Genomic DNA, 19,393 nt, shown 5'->3' on the forward strand with positions numbered 1-19,393 from the left:
CGATTACTCCATGTCTAGTTGAGGGAATTGGCGGAGAAGCTCGGCGGCCCAATCGAGCCCGCGGGCATTCACGAAATGAAAGGCAAAGCCGTCCTGTCCGTGTTCCGACAGGATCCTGTCGATCAGGGTCTGGCTGGCCGGATCGGAGGCGCCGCATAGCGCAAGCGCGATGGGGCCCAAGCCCAGCTGAAACAGCCGGTTGCCGCGGCGCGATTGCAGATAATATTGCCGCTTCGGCGTGGCGCGCGCGACCAGTTCGATCTGCCGCTCGTTCAGGCCGAAACGCTCGTAGGCTTCCCGTGCCTGTGGTTCCGCGGCACGGTCATTGGGAAGAAAGATGCGCTGTGGGCAGCTCTCGATGATGGCCGGTGCGATTGCAGAGCCAGCGATGTCGGCCAGTGACTGCGTGGCGAAAACGACGGAGACGTTCTTCTTGCGCAGCACCTTCAGCCATTCGCGTATACGCCCCGCAAAGAGCGGATTGTCGAGATAGAGCCAGGCCTCGTCGAGCATGAGCAATGTCGGTCGTCCATCGAACCGCGCCTCGAGGCGATGGAAAAGATAGGTGAGCACCGGCAGCACAGCGCCTTGGCTGTGCATCAGCTCTTCGGTCTCGAAGCACTGCACATCCGACAAGGCCAGCCGATCGTCATCCGCGTCCAGCAACCGGCCGAAGGGCCCGTCGAGCGTGTAGGGCATCAAAGCGGACTTCAGCGCGTTGGACTGAAGCAAGACCGACAGGCCGGTGAGTGTGCGTTCCTGCGCCGGCGCCGTTGCAAGACTGGTGAGTGCCGACCAGATTGCCTCTTTCGCCTCCGGGGTGACGGTGACGTTCTCATGGGCGATCAGCCCGGCGATCCATTCGGCTGCCCAGCTGCGGATCGCCGGATCGTCAATCTTGCGCAGCGGCTGGAAGGCAAGCGCACCGTGCGCGCGAAGCGCGTGATGCTCGCCACTCATGGCAAGAATTGCGGCCCGGGCTGAATTGCCTTTGTCGAAGACGTAGACCTGCGCGCCGGCATAGCGTCGGAACTGCAGAGCGAACAGGGCAACGAGAACCGACTTGCCGGCGCCGGTCGGTCCGACGATCAGCATGTGGCCGACATCGTCGACGTGGGTGGAAAGCCGGAACGGTGTCGACCCGCTGGTTGAGGCGAAGAGAAGCGGCGGGGCCTCTGCCTGTGTAACTTTGGCGAGATGCTCGTTCACCGCCGGGCCGGCCCACACCGAGGAAAGCGGCATCAAGTGGGCGAGGTTCAATGTGTGAATGAGTGGCTGACGGACATTGGCATAGACATGGCCGGGCAACGAGCCGAGCCAGGCCTCGACCGCATTCACGCCTTCACGGATCGTGGCGAAGCCCAGGCCATTTACGACCCGCTCGACCGCGCGGAGTTTCTCCGCGGCGGCTTGATGGTCCTTGTCCCAAACCGTCACCGTCGTCGTCAGATAGCCGAACCCGACATGATCGCCGCCTAACGCCTGGAGTGCGGCGTCGGCATCGAGCGCCTTGTTTTCGGCGTCGGTGTCAACGAGCGGCACGGGTTCGCTGGTCACCACCTCGCGCAGGATTGCCGTGATCGATTTGCGCTTGGCAAACCACTGCCGCCGCAACCGAGTCAGCGTCCTGGTGGCCTCGGTCTTGTCCAGCGGAATGAAGCGCGTCATCCAGCGGTAGGGGAAATCCTGATGGTTGAGCGCGTCGAGAATTCCGGGCCGTGTGACATTCGGAAAACCGAGGAGGGTGAGCGTGCGCAGATGGTGGTTGCCAAGCATCGGCTCCAATCCGCCGGTAAGCGGCGCATCGACCAGGATGCCGTCGAGATACATCGGCGTTTTCGGCACGGCGACTGGATGGCGAAGAGTGGAGATCGTGCCGTGGAGGTAAGTCAGCGTCTCGGCATCATCGAGTGCGCGTATTGCGGGCATGAAGCCCGACAGGAGATCCAGCACGCGGCCGGTCTCGTCCCGGAACCGCGTCAGTTCCTGGCGCCACTCTCTCTCGCCTCCTGAATGATGCGAGTCAACGAGAGCGCGTTGCGCCCGCGCCTGGTTGTCCGGCGGTGGCATGAACGTCAGCGTCAGGTGATAGCGGCTCTCGTAGTGCGCGACCTTGCCTTGAAAGGCCGCGCGCCGTTCTTCATCGACCAACCATGACGCGGCGTCGGGAAAACGCGAGCTTGGGTAGCCCAGCGCCTCGATGCGGTCGGCCTCGAAGAACAATGCCCAGCCGGAGCCGAGCCGTCTGAGCGCATTGTTGGCCCGTGCGCAGATGCCGATGAGTTCGGCTTCTGTTGCACTCTCGAGATCAGGGCCGCGGAATGCAAATGTGCGCTGGAAACTGCCGTCCTTGTTGAGCACGATGCCCGGTGCCACCAGTGCGGCCCAAGGCAGATGATCGGCAAGTCGGTCGGCCTTGCCCCGATATTCGGAAAGGTTCAGCATGCGAGCCACCCCTTCAGGCGAAGATGGCGGACGAGCACGCTGGCGAAATCCGGGTCGCGGCGGGCCGCGAAGACAGCCACCGTGTGCCCGCAGGTCCACAGCACCAGTCCGGCAATCCACTGCTGCAACCCCAGCCCGACGGCCGCGGCGACGGTGCCACTGAGGATGGCCACCGCTCGCGGCGCGCCGCCGAGCAAGATCGGTTCGGTCAGTGCCCGGTGAACCGGAACCTCAAAGCCCTCGATATGGTGCTCTCTGGCGAACATCAGACGAGCGCCCCGCCGCCAAAGGAGAAGAAGGAGAGGAAGAAGCTCGATGCGGCAAAGGCGATCGACAAGCCGAAGACAATCTGGATGAGCCGACGGAACCCACCTGCCGTGTCCCCAAAGGCGAGTGTCAGGCCGGTGCTGATGATGATGATGACCGCGATGATCTTGGCGACCGGCCCCTGCACAGATTCCAAGATCTGCTGCAGCGGCTGCTCCCAGGGCATTCCGGAGCCGGCGGCGTATGCTGGAAACGTGAGAAGAAACGCGAGCGTGGTGGCCCAGAGAAAGCGAGGCTTCTTGCGCATGAAGTGACCTTTCAGAGTTGCTGGAGTTGCGGAAGCGTGAGCTGGGTGACGGCGTAGTCGCCACTGCCGTCGAGGCCAGTGACCTCGGCGATCGTCTCGATGCGGCGCGAGGATCCGCGGCCGGCGATGAAGACAATCAGGTCTATCGCCTCGGCGATGAGCCGGCGGGGAACGGTGACCACGGCTTCCTGTGCGAGCTGCTCGATGCGGTAGAGGGCGGACCGCGCCGAGTTGGCGTGAACGGTGGCGATGCCGCCTGGGTGACCAGTGTTCCATGCCTTCAGCATGTCGAGCGCTTCCGCGCCTCTGATCTCGCCGACGATGATGCGATCGGGTCTGAGGCGCAGTGTCGAACGCACGAGATCGGCGAGCGTGACAGAACCACGCCTGGTCCTCAGCGCAACGCAGTCTTTTGCTGCGCATTGAAGTTCGCGCGTATCCTCGATCAGGATCACCCGCTCGTGGCAGTCGGCGACCACGGCCAGCAGCGCATTGGCAAGGGTTGTCTTGCCCGATGAGGTGCCGCCCGCGACCAGGATGTTGCGCTGCTCGCGGACGGCTTTCTTCAACGCATCAGCCTGCAGCGGCAGCATGACCCCGTCGGCGACATAATCGGCTAGGCTGTAGAGCTTTGCGGCGGGCTTGCGAATGGCAAAGCATGGCGCCAACACCACAGGTGGCAGCAGGCCTTCGAACCGCTCGCCCGAGGGCAGTTCGGCGCTTACGATCGGATTATCCGCATGCGCTTCGGCGCGCACGTGGGAAGCGACGAGGCGGACAATGCGCTCCGCCTCGGTAGGATGGATGTGCACGCCTGTGTCGACCAAGCCTTCCCCGAGCCGATCGATCCGCAGTGCTCCGTCGGGATTGACCATCACCTCGATGATCGATGGGTCTGAAAGCGCTTTGGTGATCGCCGGGCCCATGGCGGTGCGCAGCATCGCGCGGCGGCGATGGTCGGCTTCCGGATGAGAGTTCACCCTTCCCCTCCCCCGCCATTGTCTTTGCCAAGCGACCGCTTCCCGGAAGCGATCTGCCGCCCGACCTGCTCGACAAATTTGTCGAAGCGCTCCTGGCCGATGGCCTGCGTTACCCTGTCCGGGGCCGGCGTGTGGGCGTGAAGCGTGATCGAGAAGCGGATGAAGAGCGCCAGGCTCTCCATCGTCATCTCGGCGTCGCGCCTGACATGAGCGAGGTCGCGAGAAAGACGGTCGAGCCTTACCCCGTAGCGTTGGTCGAGCTCGTTCTCGCCACGCCGCTCGATGAAGGCCTCTACTGCCTTGGCGACGATCGCCGATTTGGTGGTCGAAGGATCACGACTGAGTTTGTCCAGCTTCTCGCTTAACTCAAACTCAAGCAGAAACTGGTGACGAATGCGGCGGGGCTTCATGTGGCTTGTTCCAACTGCCAGCGCTGCGCGCCGGCGACGGGAACAAGCATCCGCTAGATGCCCAAAAACGCTTATCGCCCTTATCTACGCTGAGGTACGCCGACAGGAAGCAGCGTTCAGAAGCCGGGCACGATGTCCTTGTCGTCGCCCCTTCCCTCATTGAGGCCGTAGGCCCGGGCCGCCGTCGAAATCCGATCCATGACACGTTTGTCGGCGACCGGCTCGCTATCATCGTCAACAGACTTGAAGAGATCGCCCTGCTCAGCTTCTTGAGAAAGCACGACTTGATCGTCCGGCAGAGCTGGATGGCGCTGCTGCTGGACGCCGCCCTCGTCCCCGATCGCCGCGTCGGCAATTTCGTCGCCTGCAGCCAGACGACCGTCAACGCTGCGCACCCGTCCAGTCCAGTCGTCTGTGCGCGAAGCCGGGCGGTCTGCGTAAGGGCTGTCCCGCAGCACCGGGGAAGGTAGCACGCGTTCGGTGAAATTCCGGTCCTCATAATAGCGCAGCTTCTGGGCGCGCAACGGCGGCAGCCCTGAAATCAGCACCAGCTCGTCGGTTTGGGGCAGCTGCATCACCTCGCCAGGAGTGAGCAGCGGTCGGGCCGTTTCCTGCCGGCTGACCATGACGTGCGACAGCCAGGGCGCCAGCCGGTGGCCGGCATAGTTGCGCATCGATCTAAGCTCCGTTGCGGTGCCGAGCGCATCCGAAATGCGCTTGGCGGTGCGTTCGTCATTGGAGGAAAAGGCAATACGCACGTGGCAGTTGTCGAGAATGGCGCTGTTCTCGCCATAGGCCTTGGATATCTGGTTCAAGGATTGCGCGATCAAGTATGCGCGAATGCCGTAGCCGGCCATGAAGGCGAGCGCGGTCTCGAAGAAATCTAACCGCCCGAGCGCCGGGAATTCGTCGAGCATCATGAGGAGCCGATGTTTGCGGCTCCTGCTTGGATCGCCCTCAAGGCGCTCGGTCAGGCGTCTGCCGATCTGGTTCAGGATCAGGCGTACCAGGGGCTTGGTGCGCGAGATGTCCGACGGCGGCACGACCAGGTAGAGTGATATCGGTCGCTCGGCATCCATGAGGTCGACAATGCGCCAGTCGCAGGCCGATGTTGCCGCCGCGACCGTCGGGTCGCGATAGAGCCCGAGAAATGACATGGCGGTCGATAAAACACCCGAACGCTCGTTTTCCGATTTGTTCAGCAGCTCACGTGCCGCCGAGGCCACGACCGGATGGACCTCAGGCTTGTCGGGCGTGCCCAGGTGGTTGGTGGTCATCATCCGCTGCAGCGTCGCGGAAAAGGAACGCTGCGGGTCCGACAGGAAAGTGGCCACGCGGGCAAGCGTCTTTTCCTCTTCGGCATAGAGCACGTGCAAAACGGCGCCGACGAGGAGGGAATGACTTGTCTTTTCCCAGTGATTCCGGCGGTCCAGCGCGCCTTCCGGATCTACCAGGATGTCGGCGATGTTCTGAACATCGCGGACCTCTTGTGGACCCTTTCGTACCTCAAGCAGCGGGTTATAGCGCGCCGACCTAGGATCCGTCGGATTGAATAGAAGGCAATAGGAGAATTTCGACCGCCAGCCGGAGGTCAACTGCCAATTCTCGCCTTTGATATCATGAATGACCGCCGAACCGGTCCAGGACAGAAGAGTTGGAACAACCAGTCCGACGCCCTTGCCTGAACGTGTTGGGGCAAAGGCCATGACGTGCTCGGGCCCGTCATGTCGCAGATAGCGATCCTTCAGCTTGCCTAGGAAAACGCCGGACGGCCGGAACAGCCCTGCCGTCGCGATCTCCTGAGTCGTTGCCCACCTTGACGAGCCATAGGTCGTCACCGATCCGAGCTGTCGCGCGCGCCAGAGCGAACCGCCGATGGCGGCGGCACAGCCCACGAACCCACTCGCGCCGGCGAGCGCACCGGCCTTATCGAAGACCTCGGGCGCATAGGCGTCAAAGTGGTACCACCATTCGAACAGTTTCCACGGCTTGTAGATCGGCCACCCAGCCGCAACAAACCACGGCGCGCCGAGTGGCGGCTGATGGCCCAGCATGTGCCCGCACCACTGCGTGGCCGTCCACACGCCGAGCATGACGATTGCGAATACGACGACGATCTGCCCAATCAGCAACTTCGTGGGCGTCATTGGCTTGCTCCGCTGTTCTGAACACCGGGGCAAGCATCGCGCGGCGCGATGTGAACCGAAATGCACACTACGCACGACCAGGTGCGATGAGGAGCAGCGCCGGGCCCAGCCGGAGCTATTAAGGCCTCGACGATAACGTCCGACTGCTCGTTCAGGCGAAGTGCATTTCTATCGAAGGGCCGTGACCATCATTCGACGGTAACCGACTTTGCGAGATTGCGCGGTCGGTCGACATCTTTGCCCATCAAGACCGCCGTGTGATAGGCAAGAAGCTGTATCGGCAGCGCAAAGATCATTGGCGCGATGATTTCGTCGACTACCGGCAGCACGATCGTGTGCATCGTGTCGAGTTTCGAAGCAGCGGCCCCTTTCTCATCCGTGATGAGGATAATCCGACCGCCTCTGGCGGCCGCTTCCTGCATGTTTGAGACCGTCTTGTCGAAAAAGCGATCATGTGGCGCGATGACGATCACTGGCATGTTTTCGTCGACCAGTGCTATCGGACCATGCTTCAATTCACCAGCCGCATATCCCTCGGCATGAATGTAGGAAATCTCCTTGAGCTTCAGCGCACCTTCCATTGCCAGTGGGAAACTGGTGCCGCGGCCGATATACAGGACGTCGTGACATTTTGACAGTTCGCGCGACAGGAGCTCGACATCTGGCTTGATGCTGTTCAGGACCCGGCCCATGACGCCCGGCATTTCGGCAAGACTCGCGACGAGCGCCTTCGCCTCATCTTGCGTTACCGTTCCACGGGCCCTGGCAGCGCCAATGGCGAGTGTGGCTAGAGCCACAAGCTGGCAGGTGAACGCCTTGGTGGAGGCAACGCCGATCTCCGGGCCGGCGAAGATCGGGAAGACCGCGTCGGCCTCCCGTCCGATGCTCGATTCCAGGCTGTTGACGACAGCGCCGGTCTTCAGCCCATGCGCCTTGCAGTATCTGAGGGATGCCAGCGTGTCGGCGGTTTCACCGGACTGCGAAATGAAAAGAGCCGCCGACTGCGGCGGCAATGGGATGTCCCGGTAGCGGAATTCGGATGCGACATCGATTTCGACCGGCAGGCGCGCATAGCGCTCGAACCAGTATTTCGCGATCAGTCCAGCCAGATAGGCGGTGCCGCAAGCCGAGATCGCCAAGCTCGGGATCCTGGCAAAATCCATGCAAGAAGCCGTATCGACGCGATTCCTTCGAAATTGATGTGGTGACCGAGCGCACGGGCCACGACGTCGGGCTGCTCATGAATTTCCTTCTCCATGAAATGGCGATACGTGCCCTTATCGGCCAGGTATGCCCCGGCAAGGGAAGTCTGGCGAGGACGCTCGACGGGATGGCCGTCCAAATTGAAGATATCGGCGCCTGACTTGCTGATAACGGCCCAATCGCCGTCGACGAGATAGGTGATCGCATTTGTGAAGGGAGCAAGCGCAATGGCGTCGGAGCCCAGGAACATCTCGCCGTCGCCGTGACCGATCGCCAATGGGGGACCATTGCGCGCCGCCATGATGGTAGACGGATCATCCTCAAAGAGAACGCCAAGCGCGTAGGCACCCCTGACGCGCTTCAGCATGGCATGCATAGCCTCACCCCGCCCCATGCCCTCATGGCGGTATCGTGCCAAGAGATGTACGACAACCTCGGTGTCGGTATCGGTCTGGAACTCGGCGCCCGCCGCCGCCAGTTCATCCTTCAACTCGGCGAAATTCTCGATGATGCCGTTGTGCACCACGGCCACACCCTCCGCAATGTGCGGGTGCGCGTTGCGCTCGGTGGGTGCGCCATGGGTCGCCCAACGTGTGTGTGCGATGCCGACGATGCCACTCAGCGGCTCTTCCTTCAACCTTCTCTCGAGGTCGACAAGCTTGCCCTTCGCGCGCCGGGAGTGCAGCGAGCCCTCGCAAATGGTGGCAAGGCCGGCTGAGTCATAGCCGCGATATTCGAGCCGCTTCAACGCTTCGACCAACCGCTCCGACACCGGCTGATGCCCGACAATGCCAACAATCCCGCACATGACTTCGTCTCCGAATTCTTCCCGGTGGCCTCAGTCGGCCTGAAGGGAACGCGCCAAGCGCTCAGCCTCCGTAGTAGAATTCTGCAAAACAGGTAAAATCGATTTTTGGGATAGCTGCCATCCAGCCAGCGGATAGGCGAGCATGTGTTTGACATCCGGCGAGACGGACCGTCGATCTCGGCTATAGGCCAGGTCTCGTGACGTCAACTCACCCGTCTCAGACAGTGAGTAATCAGTCAAATTCGCCAACGGTTGGCGCGATTTGCGGCCATGTTCAGTGCTTCTTCGACCTGCGCGGCCGCGCAAATTGTCCCTGCAAGCTATCCCTGTTGGGCACCGCCGCCTTTTGCGGAGTTGGTCCGGTGGCCGACCTAGTCGCGGAGTGTTCGGCGGTGCGGGGTTTCGGCCGCTGAAATTCAGCCGTGGGCACGTCGCCAAGTAGCCTGCGCTGCCGCCGCAACCGGGCTGTGTCGACCTTAGACAAGGCCGAATGCCAGGCTCTGCCGATGGCTCTAAGGATCATTTGCATTGCTACCGTCCTCTGCTGTCCAGCGCATTCCCGTCGTCTGCGTCGGTCGATTTGGGATCGTGCATCAAAGATCGATGCCGATGCGAATCGGGGGCTATCAGCCCCATTTTTGGCTGCCTATGCAAGCAGCGGACGCGTTGTGCCATTTATGCCTCATCGCTCGGAGCACCTTGTCGAACTCTTGCCGGCCGGTCGAAGGCACACCGCACCAGCGCATATGCCATGAAAGTCACGAAACGCTGGGCCCACTCCTTTGCCGACCGATGCTCCAAGAGATACCCTCGCGCTGCACCAGGCCGGAAACCTCTTTGCCGACATGCCGCTCGAGCACCGGCCGCCATGGCACGAGCGTGAACTCGCGCGATTTCTCGATAACGGCATATTTGCGGGTGGCGAGCTCAACTGAGCAGCGGAGCGTGCCCTCAACGCGGTCTCCGAGTTGCGTTTCAGCATAGGACAGACCGAGCTCTTCCGAGAGCTGACCGGCAACACGGTTCAGCTCTCGCTGGCGGAGGATCGAAATCATGTTGGCGCGATAGACGATCCGATCCTGCTCCTCATGGGCAAGGCCTTGCGCGATGAGCCACTGCTGCCGGCGGCTCCGCGCCTCCTGCACCTCACGGCCGAAGCCCGAATTGCGCAACCTCTCTGACTCATCGGAGACAAGCTGGCTGTCGACCCAGGTGGCGCCGTCAAAGCCAACCTGCCGCTCCAGCGGTATCGAAGAGAGCTTGTCGACCGTGACAGGCTGGGTCCTGGCCTGCTGGCGCTCGTAGGCGGCTACACGGTCGAGATGATCCGGCGCGATGATCCAGGTGCCGTCGGGCTCGCGCTCGATGCCCCCGGTAGCGCGCCGGATTGCCTCCAGCCGGCGGACATGCGTTTCGGCGAAGCGGTCGGTGGCGGTCGGATCGTGCTTTAGATGAATGTCGATGTTGTAGCGGCCGTGATGGGCAGCCGCGATTTCGGCCACCGTGCGGTCAACCAGCCTGGGCTCTGTGTTCCTCGGCGCGACACGCACGATGCAGCCGTCGGGCGTCGGCTCTGTCGCCTCGCCTTTGCCGATGTCGATGTATCGGGTTTTGCCATCCACACCGTCGACGATGAGGTAATGCCGGTCGCTGAGCTCGTCGGCCAGCCCGCGCGCGACAACGCGGCCGACGACCGGGTCGGCCCGCTCGCCGGATCGATCGTGGATCACGCAGTCGGCGGCACTGCGGGAGATCCCCCTGCCCGTCAGTTCGCGATGCAAGGTCTTGATGATGTCGCCGTGTTCGCCGATCCGGCGCAGCGTCGCTTCAAGCCCGTCATCGAGGCGCCAGCGGCCCGAGCCGATCTCTTCGGCCAGATGCATCCGCTCGAGCTTGCGCAGGCGCCCCTGGTGCAAGGTCTGCCGAAACGCGTCGCGGCTATCCGGCGAAACGAGCCCACTGTCGTCACGCAGCTGCAGCAGGCGGCGGTCGATGCTGGTGAAGCGTTCCTGCTCCATTTCCTGGCGCAGGCGGTGCTCGATCTCGTGGTCTGTGCGCGGACCGAGATCGAGGCTGACCAGCTCGGCGGCGCGCTCGCGGATGCCGCTCGAGATGTATTCGCGCGCTATGACGAGATTCTCACCGCGATCGTCCTTGCCACGCACGATGATATGGGTGTGCGGATGGCCGGTATTGAAATGGTCCACGGCAACCCAGTCGAGCTTCGTGCCGAGATCCTCCTCCATCTGTGCAATGAGCCGCCGCGTCAGTGGCTTGAGGTCGTCAAATTCGATGCCGTCCTCGGGTGCGACGATGAAGCGGAATTGATGGCGATCGCCATCGGCGCGATCGAGGAAGTCCTTGCCGGCGATGCGGTCGCTGTCTGCGCCGTAGAGCTCGCCAGGCGCGCCGTCCCGGGTGACGCCGTCGCGCTGGATGTAGCGCAGATGCGCACGCGCCCCGTCCGCGCTCTTGCCGGCCAGCTTGACGACACGCGCCTTGACTACGACCCGGCGCTGGCGGAAGGCTGCATGGCGATCGCGTGATTTCAGCAGCGCGGCCGTCGCCCCACCCCGGCCTATCCGGCTGCCCGCGAAGCGGCCACCACGCTGCGGCCGGCCACCAGCTCGGTTGATCGCCGCCCGCACCTGGCCGGCAAAGCGTTTGCCTGCCTTCGAACCACGGGAGCCAATCTTCCCGAGCTTCGGTCTGAACTCGTCATCCCGCATGCTTGGCCTCCGCCTGGAACAGAGTCGAATCAGCCATTTGCGCTCCAAAGCTCTCCTGACGCTGGAGGCTGCCTCCAGCTAAAATGATGTGCAGACAAACACTTCGCCGGCTCTTGGAGGCGGTGCCTTTATCTTGCCTTCCGCGCCCACCCCTTCGGACGCGTCCGGCCCCCCCCATTGCTAGCGTTCCGGCTCGTTGACCTGTGCGACGTCGCTTCCCAGCGGCACGAAGAGATCGCCGTTTCGCGCGCCGGCGCGACCACCATTTTGCGGGAAAAACAGCGAGCGCCCCGAGGGCGCATTTTGCCTGCCCGGAGCGACAGATTTGCTGTTGAATCCCTTGATGTCGGATGCCGAGACTCCGGCCGCCCCGAGCTGCTCGAGGTAGTCGACGGTCTCTTTCGGCAGCGGCTTGCCGCGCTTCAGATGCGCCTGGTAGCGCTCGGGGCCGGCGTTATAAGCGGCAAACAGGCCGGGGAACCCGAAGCGGTCATACATGGTGCGGAGATAGGCAGTGCCGGCCAGAATGTTGTCGCGCGGATCGTGTGGATCGGCGCCCAGGCCGTGCTCGGCACGCATCTGCGAATAGGTGTCGGGCATCACCTGCATGAGGCCCATGGCGCCGGCGCGCGACGTGATCGGCCGGCCGTCGAGCATCGTCTTGCCGCTGCTTTCGGCATCGATCACCGCGTAAATCCAGGCCTGGGGAATACGGAAACGCTTGCTTGCTTCCGTAACGAAGTGCTGCCATTTTCCAAGCTGCGGACTTTGGGAGATGGCGACCGGCTCAGCGCCGGTCGAGGCGGAACAGGCGCATGGCGCGACAGCGATCATGCCAAGCATCAGGAGGGCTACTCGGTCCATAGCGGCGCGAGCCTCCCGATGATGTTTGCGGCTCGGACCGGCCCGAAATAGCGGCTGTCGAAAGAGCGCAGCACCTCGCCGTTCAGCACGAAGAATTCGTCGTCAGCGAGCGCGCGGCAGCCGCTCCACCAGGGCAGCGGACGGGCTTGGGTGTCGGTAGCAAGCCGACGTGCGACGATCTTGCCGCCGATGATGATCGCCTCGTTGAAGGCGCAGACACGTTCGTGCGGCAGCGCGGCAATGTGCTTTACAAGGGGAACGCCGTTCGGGAGATAGCCGCGTTCGGCAGCGAGGCCGGCAATGGCATCCGGTGCGCCGGCGAGCACCAGGTCGCCGCGTGCGGGCGCTCCCGCGACGACGCGATAGAGGCCGGCCGGCGCGCTCGCCGAGGCGTTCCAGACCAAGAAGGGCGACGGGTTTGCAAGGGGGCCAAAGGCAATCAGGCCCAGCGCGATCGTGGTCCCGGCGATCGCCTTTGTCGCCCGGACACGGCGCAGGCGGCTGCCGGTCAGACGGATGGAGGGACGCCGGCTCATGAGCGGCCTCCATCGTTGGAATGGGTCTGGTTGTGGCGGCCTTTCGACCACTCGTCGAGCTCGTCGATGTGGTAGCGGACGTAGCGGCCATGCTTGCGGAATTTCGGGCCGCCGCCCTTGAGCCGCATCTTTTCCAGCGTGCGCTGGGAGAGCCCTATGTAGAAGGCGGCTTGGGCTGTGTTGAGAAACGGACTGCCCTTTTTGGCGCGGGCGGCGCGTTCGTTTTCGTTGTCCATGATGATCCTCGTTTGGCTTGCGAGCCAGGCGAGGATGGGCGGGCGAGGTCGTCTTGGGGACGGGCGAAGAGTTGGGGGCGAGTTTTCGCCGCTCCTCGGCAAGAGCCCCGCGCCGGGTGCGGCGCGGGGCTCTGATGAGCCCCGATCAGTCGGCCGGGTTCCAGATGATGGCGTAGGTGTCGTCATCGTCCTGGCCGGCGGCGCGGCCCAGATTGGCGTAGAGCTTGCGCGGTCCGAACTCCGGCGCTGCAATCGACAGGCTCACATAATCCTTGCCGGACGTCTCACCGGTGCGGATCCAGCCGGCGCCAACTTCGACCCCTTGCGTCAGCACCCGGTAGTCGGGATGGTTGTCGGCGCTCTTGGCCTGGTTGGGGATGATGTCGATGTCGGCGCGGACGCTGAGGGTCTTGAGCTGGCCCTTGTAGGCGCCGTTTTCCTGCTTGTTGACGTAACCGATCGCGGTCATTTCGAAGTCTCCTTTTGCTGTCGCCGGGGACCATCCCCTGCGATGGCTGACCGTGATGGACGCGTCCGGAGCGCCTGAACCCGACAGGGCCGCAGCGCCAGCGGAGGACCCGAGTGGGCGGCTTTTTTGAAGCGGAGCGGCGCGAGGAAGCCGCCGCAGGCGGCGGGGAAAAAAGCTGCTGGCGAGGGTTTCGGGCGGCCGGACCCGTCCATAGGTCGACAAGCCAGCCGCAGGGGATGGTCCTGGCAGGGAGCATGGAGATCGTGGCAAGCGCGGTCGCTGCAGCCAACCAGGAAGGGCCGGGATTGGAGGACTGCGGCTGATGCCGCGCCATGCCGATCGAGACCGTGCGCACAGGTTGGGCGCCAGGCAGGCATCCGGTTGGCTGATTGATCGGCGGGATCAAGGCGGTTTGGACTGTGCCGCGTGAGACGGGGCAAAGGTCACGAACATGCGGCCATTGCGACCGGGGTACGATGCCGAGCGGCGGCCACTTTGGAGGCCGCCGCCCAGCCTGACGGTCTATTGGCAGCCGAACAGGGAGCGGACCCGGGCCCATTGATCGGCGGTGCGCAAGCCGCCTCGATCCGTGTAGCTTTCGACCGGGAATTTCATCCAGCGCGGCAGCCAGGTCTCGACCTTTTGCCTGCCGTTGTCGCCGCACAGAAAGTCGCGGATGATCGTCTTTTGCGTCTTCACCTTCTCGGCGACATTGCCGTCCGCGACATGCTTGCCGCCGATTTCGGCAAGCATGGAATTGGCAATTTCCCTGTCGCGCAACAGGTCGAAGAAGGCGTCGTCCGGTTGCCAGCAAGCGGCGGTGTCGACAGTGAGATGATTGCCGAGCGCTTCGATGACGGCGCTGCCGGCTTCGAGCGTCTCGGCCATGACGATGCCGAGAACGCGCGTCACATCATTGTCGGACAGCGTCAGGAGATGCGCGAACAGGCTTGCCGTGCCGACGTCGCCGCCATTGCGGCCAGCGATCGTGCCACCCTCATCCGGTTCTCCAAGCAGCGCCAGGATCTCACGCCGCCTTTCGGCGAAGGTGGCCTCGGCCTTGCAGGCTGAAAGGCTTGTGGCCACGATCTCGTTGGCGGCGCGCTGCGGCTCGGTGCGCACCTGCCAGAGGCTTGAGCCGGCAATCGCATGCGCCACCATCAGGCGAAGGGCTGCGGCCGGACGGTCAAGGAGCGCCAAGCGCACGATGGCATGACGGTGCAGATCGACATAATTCTGCATTGGTCCGGTGAGTTCGGGCCGCGAAGGTTTGTCCGGGGTCTCGGCCTCTGCGGCCTCGCCATCGGCGCGGGCGCGGCGGGCTTCCTTGTGCGACAGCCAGCCCTCGTGACACGCGACCTCGCCGCGATGCGAGACTGATATAAAGACCTTGCCGCCCTTCTTCTTCGGCGTCTTTTCGTGGTCCCATGCGTGGAAATGTTGACCCGGTTCGAGCACGATCACTTCGCTCCATTCGGCCTCGAGATAGGCATCGCGCCTGGCGGCTATCGCTTCGTTCTGCTTGAGCCAGAACAGGTCGGCGTCGGCAAAATAGCTTTCCTCGCCGAACAGATCGGAGACGATCAGGCCGGGATAGTCCTCGATGGCAAACAGCGCCACCTTGGTCGAGATCGACTGGCCGCCGAACAGCCATTGCTTCAATTGCCAGCCGCGCGGCGCGCGGTTGTCGGGATCGGCAAAGAGCGCCAGCCAGTCCTTCTGCTGCGCCTTCGAGGCCATGGTGAGATGGCGCACCGTCTCGGCGTCGATTTCCTCGCGGCGATAAGCTTCGCGAATCCTGGGCAGAAGCTCGCCGAGCGCCAGAATCCGCTTCACCTGATGCTCGGTGAGGCCGAACGTGGCCGCGATATCGGCAATGGTGCGACCTTCCTTGATGAGGCGGGAAAAAGTTTCCCATTGCGAGACCTCGTCGGGATCGAGGCGGGCGATGTTTTCGATCAGGGAGGCTTCGAGCGCGTCGGCGTCGTCACCATCCTCCATTATGGCGCATGGCAGCGGCTCGGCCTCGCCGCGCTCGTCGGCAACGGTCTTGGCGGCGAAATAGCGTCGCCGTCCGGCGACGATCTCGAAGGTCTCGGGCGAGCCGTTGGGCCGCACCAGAAGCGGAACAAGGACGCCGCGCGCCCGCACCGAGGGCAGGATGTCGGAGATGTCAGGCGCGCGTTTGGAATGCCGCATGTTGGCGGCAGCTACGCTCAATTGGTCGATGGAAACGTGGGCAAGCTGCATGGTCTTTCTCCTTTGCTATGGCCGAAATTGCCTGACCGCGAGGCCGCTGGCCGAGCGGCGCGACGGTTTTGCGCCGGATGGCGCTATTGTTCCGCCCAGTCGGGCGGAAGCTCGGGAAGTGAAAGCGAGAGGGCGGCGGCGGCCTGCCGCAAGAGCCGTTCGGCCTCGGTGATGTGACCGCATAGACGAGCGGCTTCGGCATAGACCGAGAGCGGAAATCGCGCCTTGAAATACAGGTCGCGCTCGATGCCGAGGCCAAGCGGTCCCTTGACGGCTTGGAGCTCGGCAAGGCTGACGCTGCCGAGTTCGGGGAAGCCGAATCCGAGATCACAAAGGCCGAAGAGTGTATCGCCATCGGCGTCGAGCTCGCTCAGGAGCCAGGTGGCGGCGCCCAGCGGATTGAACAGTTTCACGACCGGAACGTGGTCGGTTTCGGTCTCCGCAGCGCCATTGGCGAGCAGAAGAAGGCGCAGTTCGTCAGTGATCAGGATCATTGCGGAGTTCCTTCAGAACGGTTGGTGCTGGTTGAGAGCGGGTTGACAAACACGCCGATATCGAGCGGCGAGGCCGCTTCGCGCGCGTCGAGAAGCGCGAGGTTGCCGGACAGCGACGAAGCGCGCTCATGCGGCGATCTCGGCGTGCGCCTCGCCTTCGGCGACGGCATTGAAGCCGAGCAGGAGATCGGCGGCTTTCGAGGCATGGCTGGCGGCGCGGAAGATGGCGCGATTGTCCTCGCGCAGCACGGTCAGCCACGAGCCGATATAATCGGCATGGCGCACGGTCGGCTCGATGCCGATACTGCTGCACACGAAGGCTGCGCAGATTTCAGCGACCAGTTCCTCGCGCGCGTAGGCCTTGGTGCCGAACGAGCCGGAGAGGTCGCGCGCAAGGCGCGTCGGGTGGCCGGTCCAGTGGCCAAGCTCGTGAAAGCAGGTGCGGTAATAATTGATCTGCTGAAAGAAGGCCGGTTGCGGCGGCACCTGAATGAAGTCGCTGCCCGGCATGTAGAAAGCGCGATCGCCGCCGATGCGGACATCCGCGCCGGTTGCACGAATGAGCGTCTCGGCCTGCGGGATTATCTGGCGCGACGGCAGCGGTTCGGCGGCGGCATGGAGATGTTCGGGCAGGTTGTCGCACTGCGCGACGTTGAAGACGGTGAAGCGCTTCAGGTAAGGCACTGCCTGTGGTTCGTCGCCATCGACCTTGGCGCGTTCCTTTTCGTTTTGCGGAACAAAGCGGTCGGCGTGGACGATGGTCGTGCCGCGCTCGCCTTTCCTGACATTGCCGCCAAGGGCAAGCGCCTGCCGGAAGGTCAGCCAGTTCTGGCTGGCATAGCTGCGCTCGATGACCGCGCCCCACAGGATCAGGATATTGATGCCGGAATAGCGGCGCTCGGTGGCTGCGTTCCTGGGCAGGCCGAGGCCTGCCTTGGCGGTGCCCCATGGCTTGACCCATGGCACGGTGCCGCGCTCCAGCTCGGCAATGATGCGGTCCGTGATCTCTTGATAAAGGCTGGCGCCTGAGCGCCCGCCCCTGCTTGCGCCAGCCTTTCGGCTGCCGGAACGTTTGTTGGTTGAACGCATGCGCTGGTCCTCCGCTCGCCAAATCGCGCCCTCCCCCGGAAGCGGGGTGGGCGGCGAAAACGACCGGAAAGGCCCGCCGTGAAAGGCGGACCGCATCCGAAGGACCGGAACGGAGAGGAGGACCCGAAGCGCAGCGAAGGGTTGCGGGATGCCGCGGCGGGCCTAGAAGGGAGAGCCGCCCACCGCGCGCCACCGGGGACGGCCTAACAGACAGACCACGCCGGCCAACCGGCCGGCGGCCGTCTGCAGCCGAATGGCTGCCCAAGCCAGGGGGCGAAGCCGGATGGCCGAGACCGCCTGAGCCTGCCGAAGAAAAGCGGGCTCGGTGCACGAGCACCCGGCGCGCGCCTTCAGGCGCGCGGGCGCCACTCAGGTCCGCGATCACTCTGGCGGCGTTTTGGCATTAGCAATGGCGTATTGTATATTGTCAGCCGCTGCCATGTTTGGCTTCCGAGCCCCTTCGGTCAGGCCCGGCGCGTGCTGACCTAGCTAGTGCCCATCCATAAACGGCAAGCTGCTGAATTTGTTGGAAGAATCGCGATATTCCGCAGGTAAAGCCCGGCGGTTTCAGGTACACTTTAGATCAAGCGACTGATTCTAAAGACAAACCCGCAACCGCCGGAGCCAACAATGCGTCAAGAACGCACCGTCCAGAGCAGTATATTCGATCTTTTCTGCGGACACGAGATCGGCTGTGAACTGAAAGCGATGTCGCAATGGCTGGACGCCCATCGCGACCTGCTCGAGTTAGCGGCTGGGGACTTGCGCCGGCATGGGGTCAAGGAAACCGGCCGCGAGGGACTGCCGGCGGAGGCCGTGCTGCGCTGCGCTTTGCTCAAGCAGCACCGCCAACTGAGCTATCAAGAGCTGGCCTTCCATCTGGAAGACTCCGCCTCGTTCCGAGCTTTTGCCCGGCTGCCGTGGGGCTGGAGCCCGAAGAAGTCGGTCTTGCACAAGACGATCAGCGCGCTTCGGGCCGAGACCTGGGAAGAAATCAATCGGACGCTGCTTTTGAGCGCCCGGCGGGACAAGATGGAAAGCGGCAAGCTCGTGCGTGTCGACAGCACCGTCACTGCAGCGCTAATGCACGAGCCGAGCGACAGTAGCCTTTTGTGGGACTGCGTGCGGGTGATGGTGCGGCTTCTCGATGCGGCCGATGCCTTGGGCAGCACCATCCCATGGCACGATCCAGTATGCCCGCGGTCGCCCGAAACGGATCAAGCGCTACCGCGAGCTGCTCACAATCACCCACAAAACCCTGGAGTATCTGAACCAGGCGGCGGCGCAGTTGCCCTTGGCGTCGGGCCCGGCCGGCGAACTGTGGCAGGCCGTTGTCGGCCACTACCGGCTGCTGATCGAGCGGATCATCGCCCAGACCGAGCGGCGGGTGCTGGCCGGCGAGGCGGTGCCGGCCGGCGAGAAGCTGGTGAGCTTGTTCGAGCCGCATGCCGAAATCATCGTCAAGGGCAGCCGCGACGTCCAATATGGCCACAAAATCAACCTCACCAGCGGCAGAAGCGGACTGATCCTCGATCTCGTCATCGAAGCCGGCAACCCGGCTGACAGCGAGCGTCTCTTGCCGATGCTGGAACGCCACATCGCCTTCTATGGCGAGGCGCCGCAGCAGGCGGCAGCCGACGGCGGCTATGCCAGCCACAACAATCTGCGCCAGGCCAAGGAGCTCGGCATCAGCGACATGGCCTTCCACAAAAAGGCCGGCCTCAAGATCGAAGACATGGTCAAAAGCCGCTGGGTCTACCGCAAGCTCAGAAACTTCCGCGCCGGCATCGAGGCCGGCATCTCCTGCCTCAAGCGGGCCTATGGTCTGGGACGCTGCACCTGGCGCGGGCTCGACCACTTCAAGACTTACGTCTGGTCCTCAGTGGTGGCTTACAACCTCGCCCTCTTCGCGCATCTCAGGCTAACCTGACATCCCATTCGACCAGGTCGAGATGGACCGGCGAGCGCCGGTCGCTGGCGGTGCGCGTATTCTCGCCAGAAAGCCTTTCGCCGGCGATTTACACCCATCATGCCGACCACACAGCTTCGAAGGCGCTGCCCATTGAGTCGCAAACTATCGTAAACGCAATAAAATAGTGGGTTGGCGAGTAGCGGAGACGCTTGCGCGCCTCCGCTCTCTCAGAACCGTGCGTGAACCT

General features: G+C 63.4%; 14 protein-coding genes and 2 pseudogenes. 1 reads left to right on the plus strand and 15 read right to left on the minus strand.

The genetic code is table 11. The features are described 5' to 3' along the window. Positions 1 to 3 precede the first annotated feature (3 nt). The 15 genes and pseudogenes from trbE to ACVDG8_RS11745 form a co-directional block, all read right to left on the minus strand. Positions 4 to 2,445, minus strand: coding sequence for a conjugal transfer protein TrbE (gene trbE, locus ACVDG8_RS11675; protein ID WP_455707702.1), 2,442 nt, complete (start codon positions 2,443 to 2,445; stop codon positions 4 to 6). After that, positions 2,439 to 2,711: a VirB3 family type IV secretion system protein gene (locus ACVDG8_RS11680; protein WP_447254853.1), complete on the minus strand. Its 273-nt coding sequence runs from the start codon at positions 2,709 to 2,711 to the stop codon at positions 2,439 to 2,441. Before ACVDG8_RS11680 ends, trbE begins: the two co-directional genes overlap by 7 nt. Further along, complete coding sequence (locus ACVDG8_RS11685; protein ID WP_013533269.1) at positions 2,711 to 3,019, minus strand: TrbC/VirB2 family protein; 309 nt, start codon at positions 3,017 to 3,019, stop codon at positions 2,711 to 2,713. The genes ACVDG8_RS11680 and ACVDG8_RS11685 overlap by 1 nt, the downstream gene beginning before the upstream one ends. An 11-nt stretch (positions 3,020 to 3,030) precedes the next feature. Further along, complete coding sequence (trbB, locus tag ACVDG8_RS11690) at positions 3,031 to 3,999, minus strand: P-type conjugative transfer ATPase TrbB (protein ID WP_013533270.1); 969 nt, start codon at positions 3,997 to 3,999, stop codon at positions 3,031 to 3,033. Further along, positions 3,996 to 4,409: a CopG family transcriptional regulator gene (locus ACVDG8_RS11695; RefSeq protein WP_447254854.1), complete on the minus strand. Its 414-nt coding sequence runs from the start codon at positions 4,407 to 4,409 to the stop codon at positions 3,996 to 3,998. The genes trbB and ACVDG8_RS11695 overlap by 4 nt, the downstream gene beginning before the upstream one ends. A gap of 116 nt (positions 4,410 to 4,525) precedes the next feature. Next, positions 4,526 to 6,556, minus strand: a complete 2,031-nt coding sequence (locus tag ACVDG8_RS11700; RefSeq protein ID WP_455707824.1) for a conjugal transfer protein TraG — start codon at positions 6,554 to 6,556, stop codon at positions 4,526 to 4,528. A 188-nt stretch (positions 6,557 to 6,744) separates the two neighbouring features. Beyond that, a pseudogene (gene glmS, locus ACVDG8_RS11705) lies at positions 6,745 to 8,567 on the minus strand (glutamine--fructose-6-phosphate transaminase (isomerizing)). Between the two features lie 758 nt (positions 8,568 to 9,325). Continuing rightward, positions 9,326 to 11,296, minus strand: coding sequence for a relaxase/mobilization nuclease RlxS (gene rlxS / locus ACVDG8_RS11710; protein ID WP_447254856.1), 1,971 nt, complete (start codon positions 11,294 to 11,296; stop codon positions 9,326 to 9,328). 180 nt (positions 11,297 to 11,476) lie between these two features. Next, positions 11,477 to 12,160 carry a lytic transglycosylase domain-containing protein gene (locus tag ACVDG8_RS11715; protein ID WP_447254857.1) on the minus strand — a complete coding sequence of 228 codons (684 nt, stop codon included), beginning with the start codon at positions 12,158 to 12,160 and terminating at the stop codon, positions 11,477 to 11,479. Then, a complete protein-coding gene (locus tag ACVDG8_RS11720; protein WP_447254858.1) occupies positions 12,148 to 12,696 on the minus strand; it encodes a S26 family signal peptidase in 549 nt (182 codons plus the stop codon). Before ACVDG8_RS11720 ends, ACVDG8_RS11715 begins: the two co-directional genes overlap by 13 nt. Then, entirely contained in the window at positions 12,693 to 12,932 is a 240-nt protein-coding gene (locus tag ACVDG8_RS11725) for a helix-turn-helix transcriptional regulator (RefSeq protein ID WP_447254859.1), read from the minus strand. The genes ACVDG8_RS11720 and ACVDG8_RS11725 overlap by 4 nt, the downstream gene beginning before the upstream one ends. A 145-nt stretch (positions 12,933 to 13,077) precedes the next feature. Next, positions 13,078 to 13,401, minus strand: coding sequence for a DUF736 domain-containing protein (locus tag ACVDG8_RS11730; protein ID WP_013533279.1), 324 nt, complete (start codon positions 13,399 to 13,401; stop codon positions 13,078 to 13,080). 522 nt (positions 13,402 to 13,923) lie between these two features. Continuing rightward, positions 13,924 to 15,651: a ParB/RepB/Spo0J family partition protein gene (locus tag ACVDG8_RS11735; protein WP_447254860.1), complete on the minus strand. Its 1,728-nt coding sequence runs from the start codon at positions 15,649 to 15,651 to the stop codon at positions 13,924 to 13,926. An 83-nt stretch (positions 15,652 to 15,734) separates the two neighbouring features. Further along, positions 15,735 to 16,145, minus strand: a complete 411-nt coding sequence (locus ACVDG8_RS11740; protein ID WP_447254861.1) for a DUF2958 domain-containing protein — start codon at positions 16,143 to 16,145, stop codon at positions 15,735 to 15,737. 126 nt (positions 16,146 to 16,271) lie between these two features. Beyond that, positions 16,272 to 17,234 (minus strand): ArdC family protein, encoded by a 963-nt coding sequence (locus ACVDG8_RS11745; RefSeq protein ID WP_447254862.1) that lies wholly within the window; start codon positions 17,232 to 17,234, stop codon positions 16,272 to 16,274. A gap of 630 nt (positions 17,235 to 17,864) precedes the next feature. Between ACVDG8_RS11745 and ACVDG8_RS11750 the strand changes: the two are divergent. Continuing rightward, positions 17,865 to 19,164, plus strand: a pseudogene (locus tag ACVDG8_RS11750) (ISNCY family transposase). Positions 19,165 to 19,393 lie beyond the last annotated feature (229 nt).

Source organism: Mesorhizobium sp. ORM8.1 (assembly GCF_053005525.2).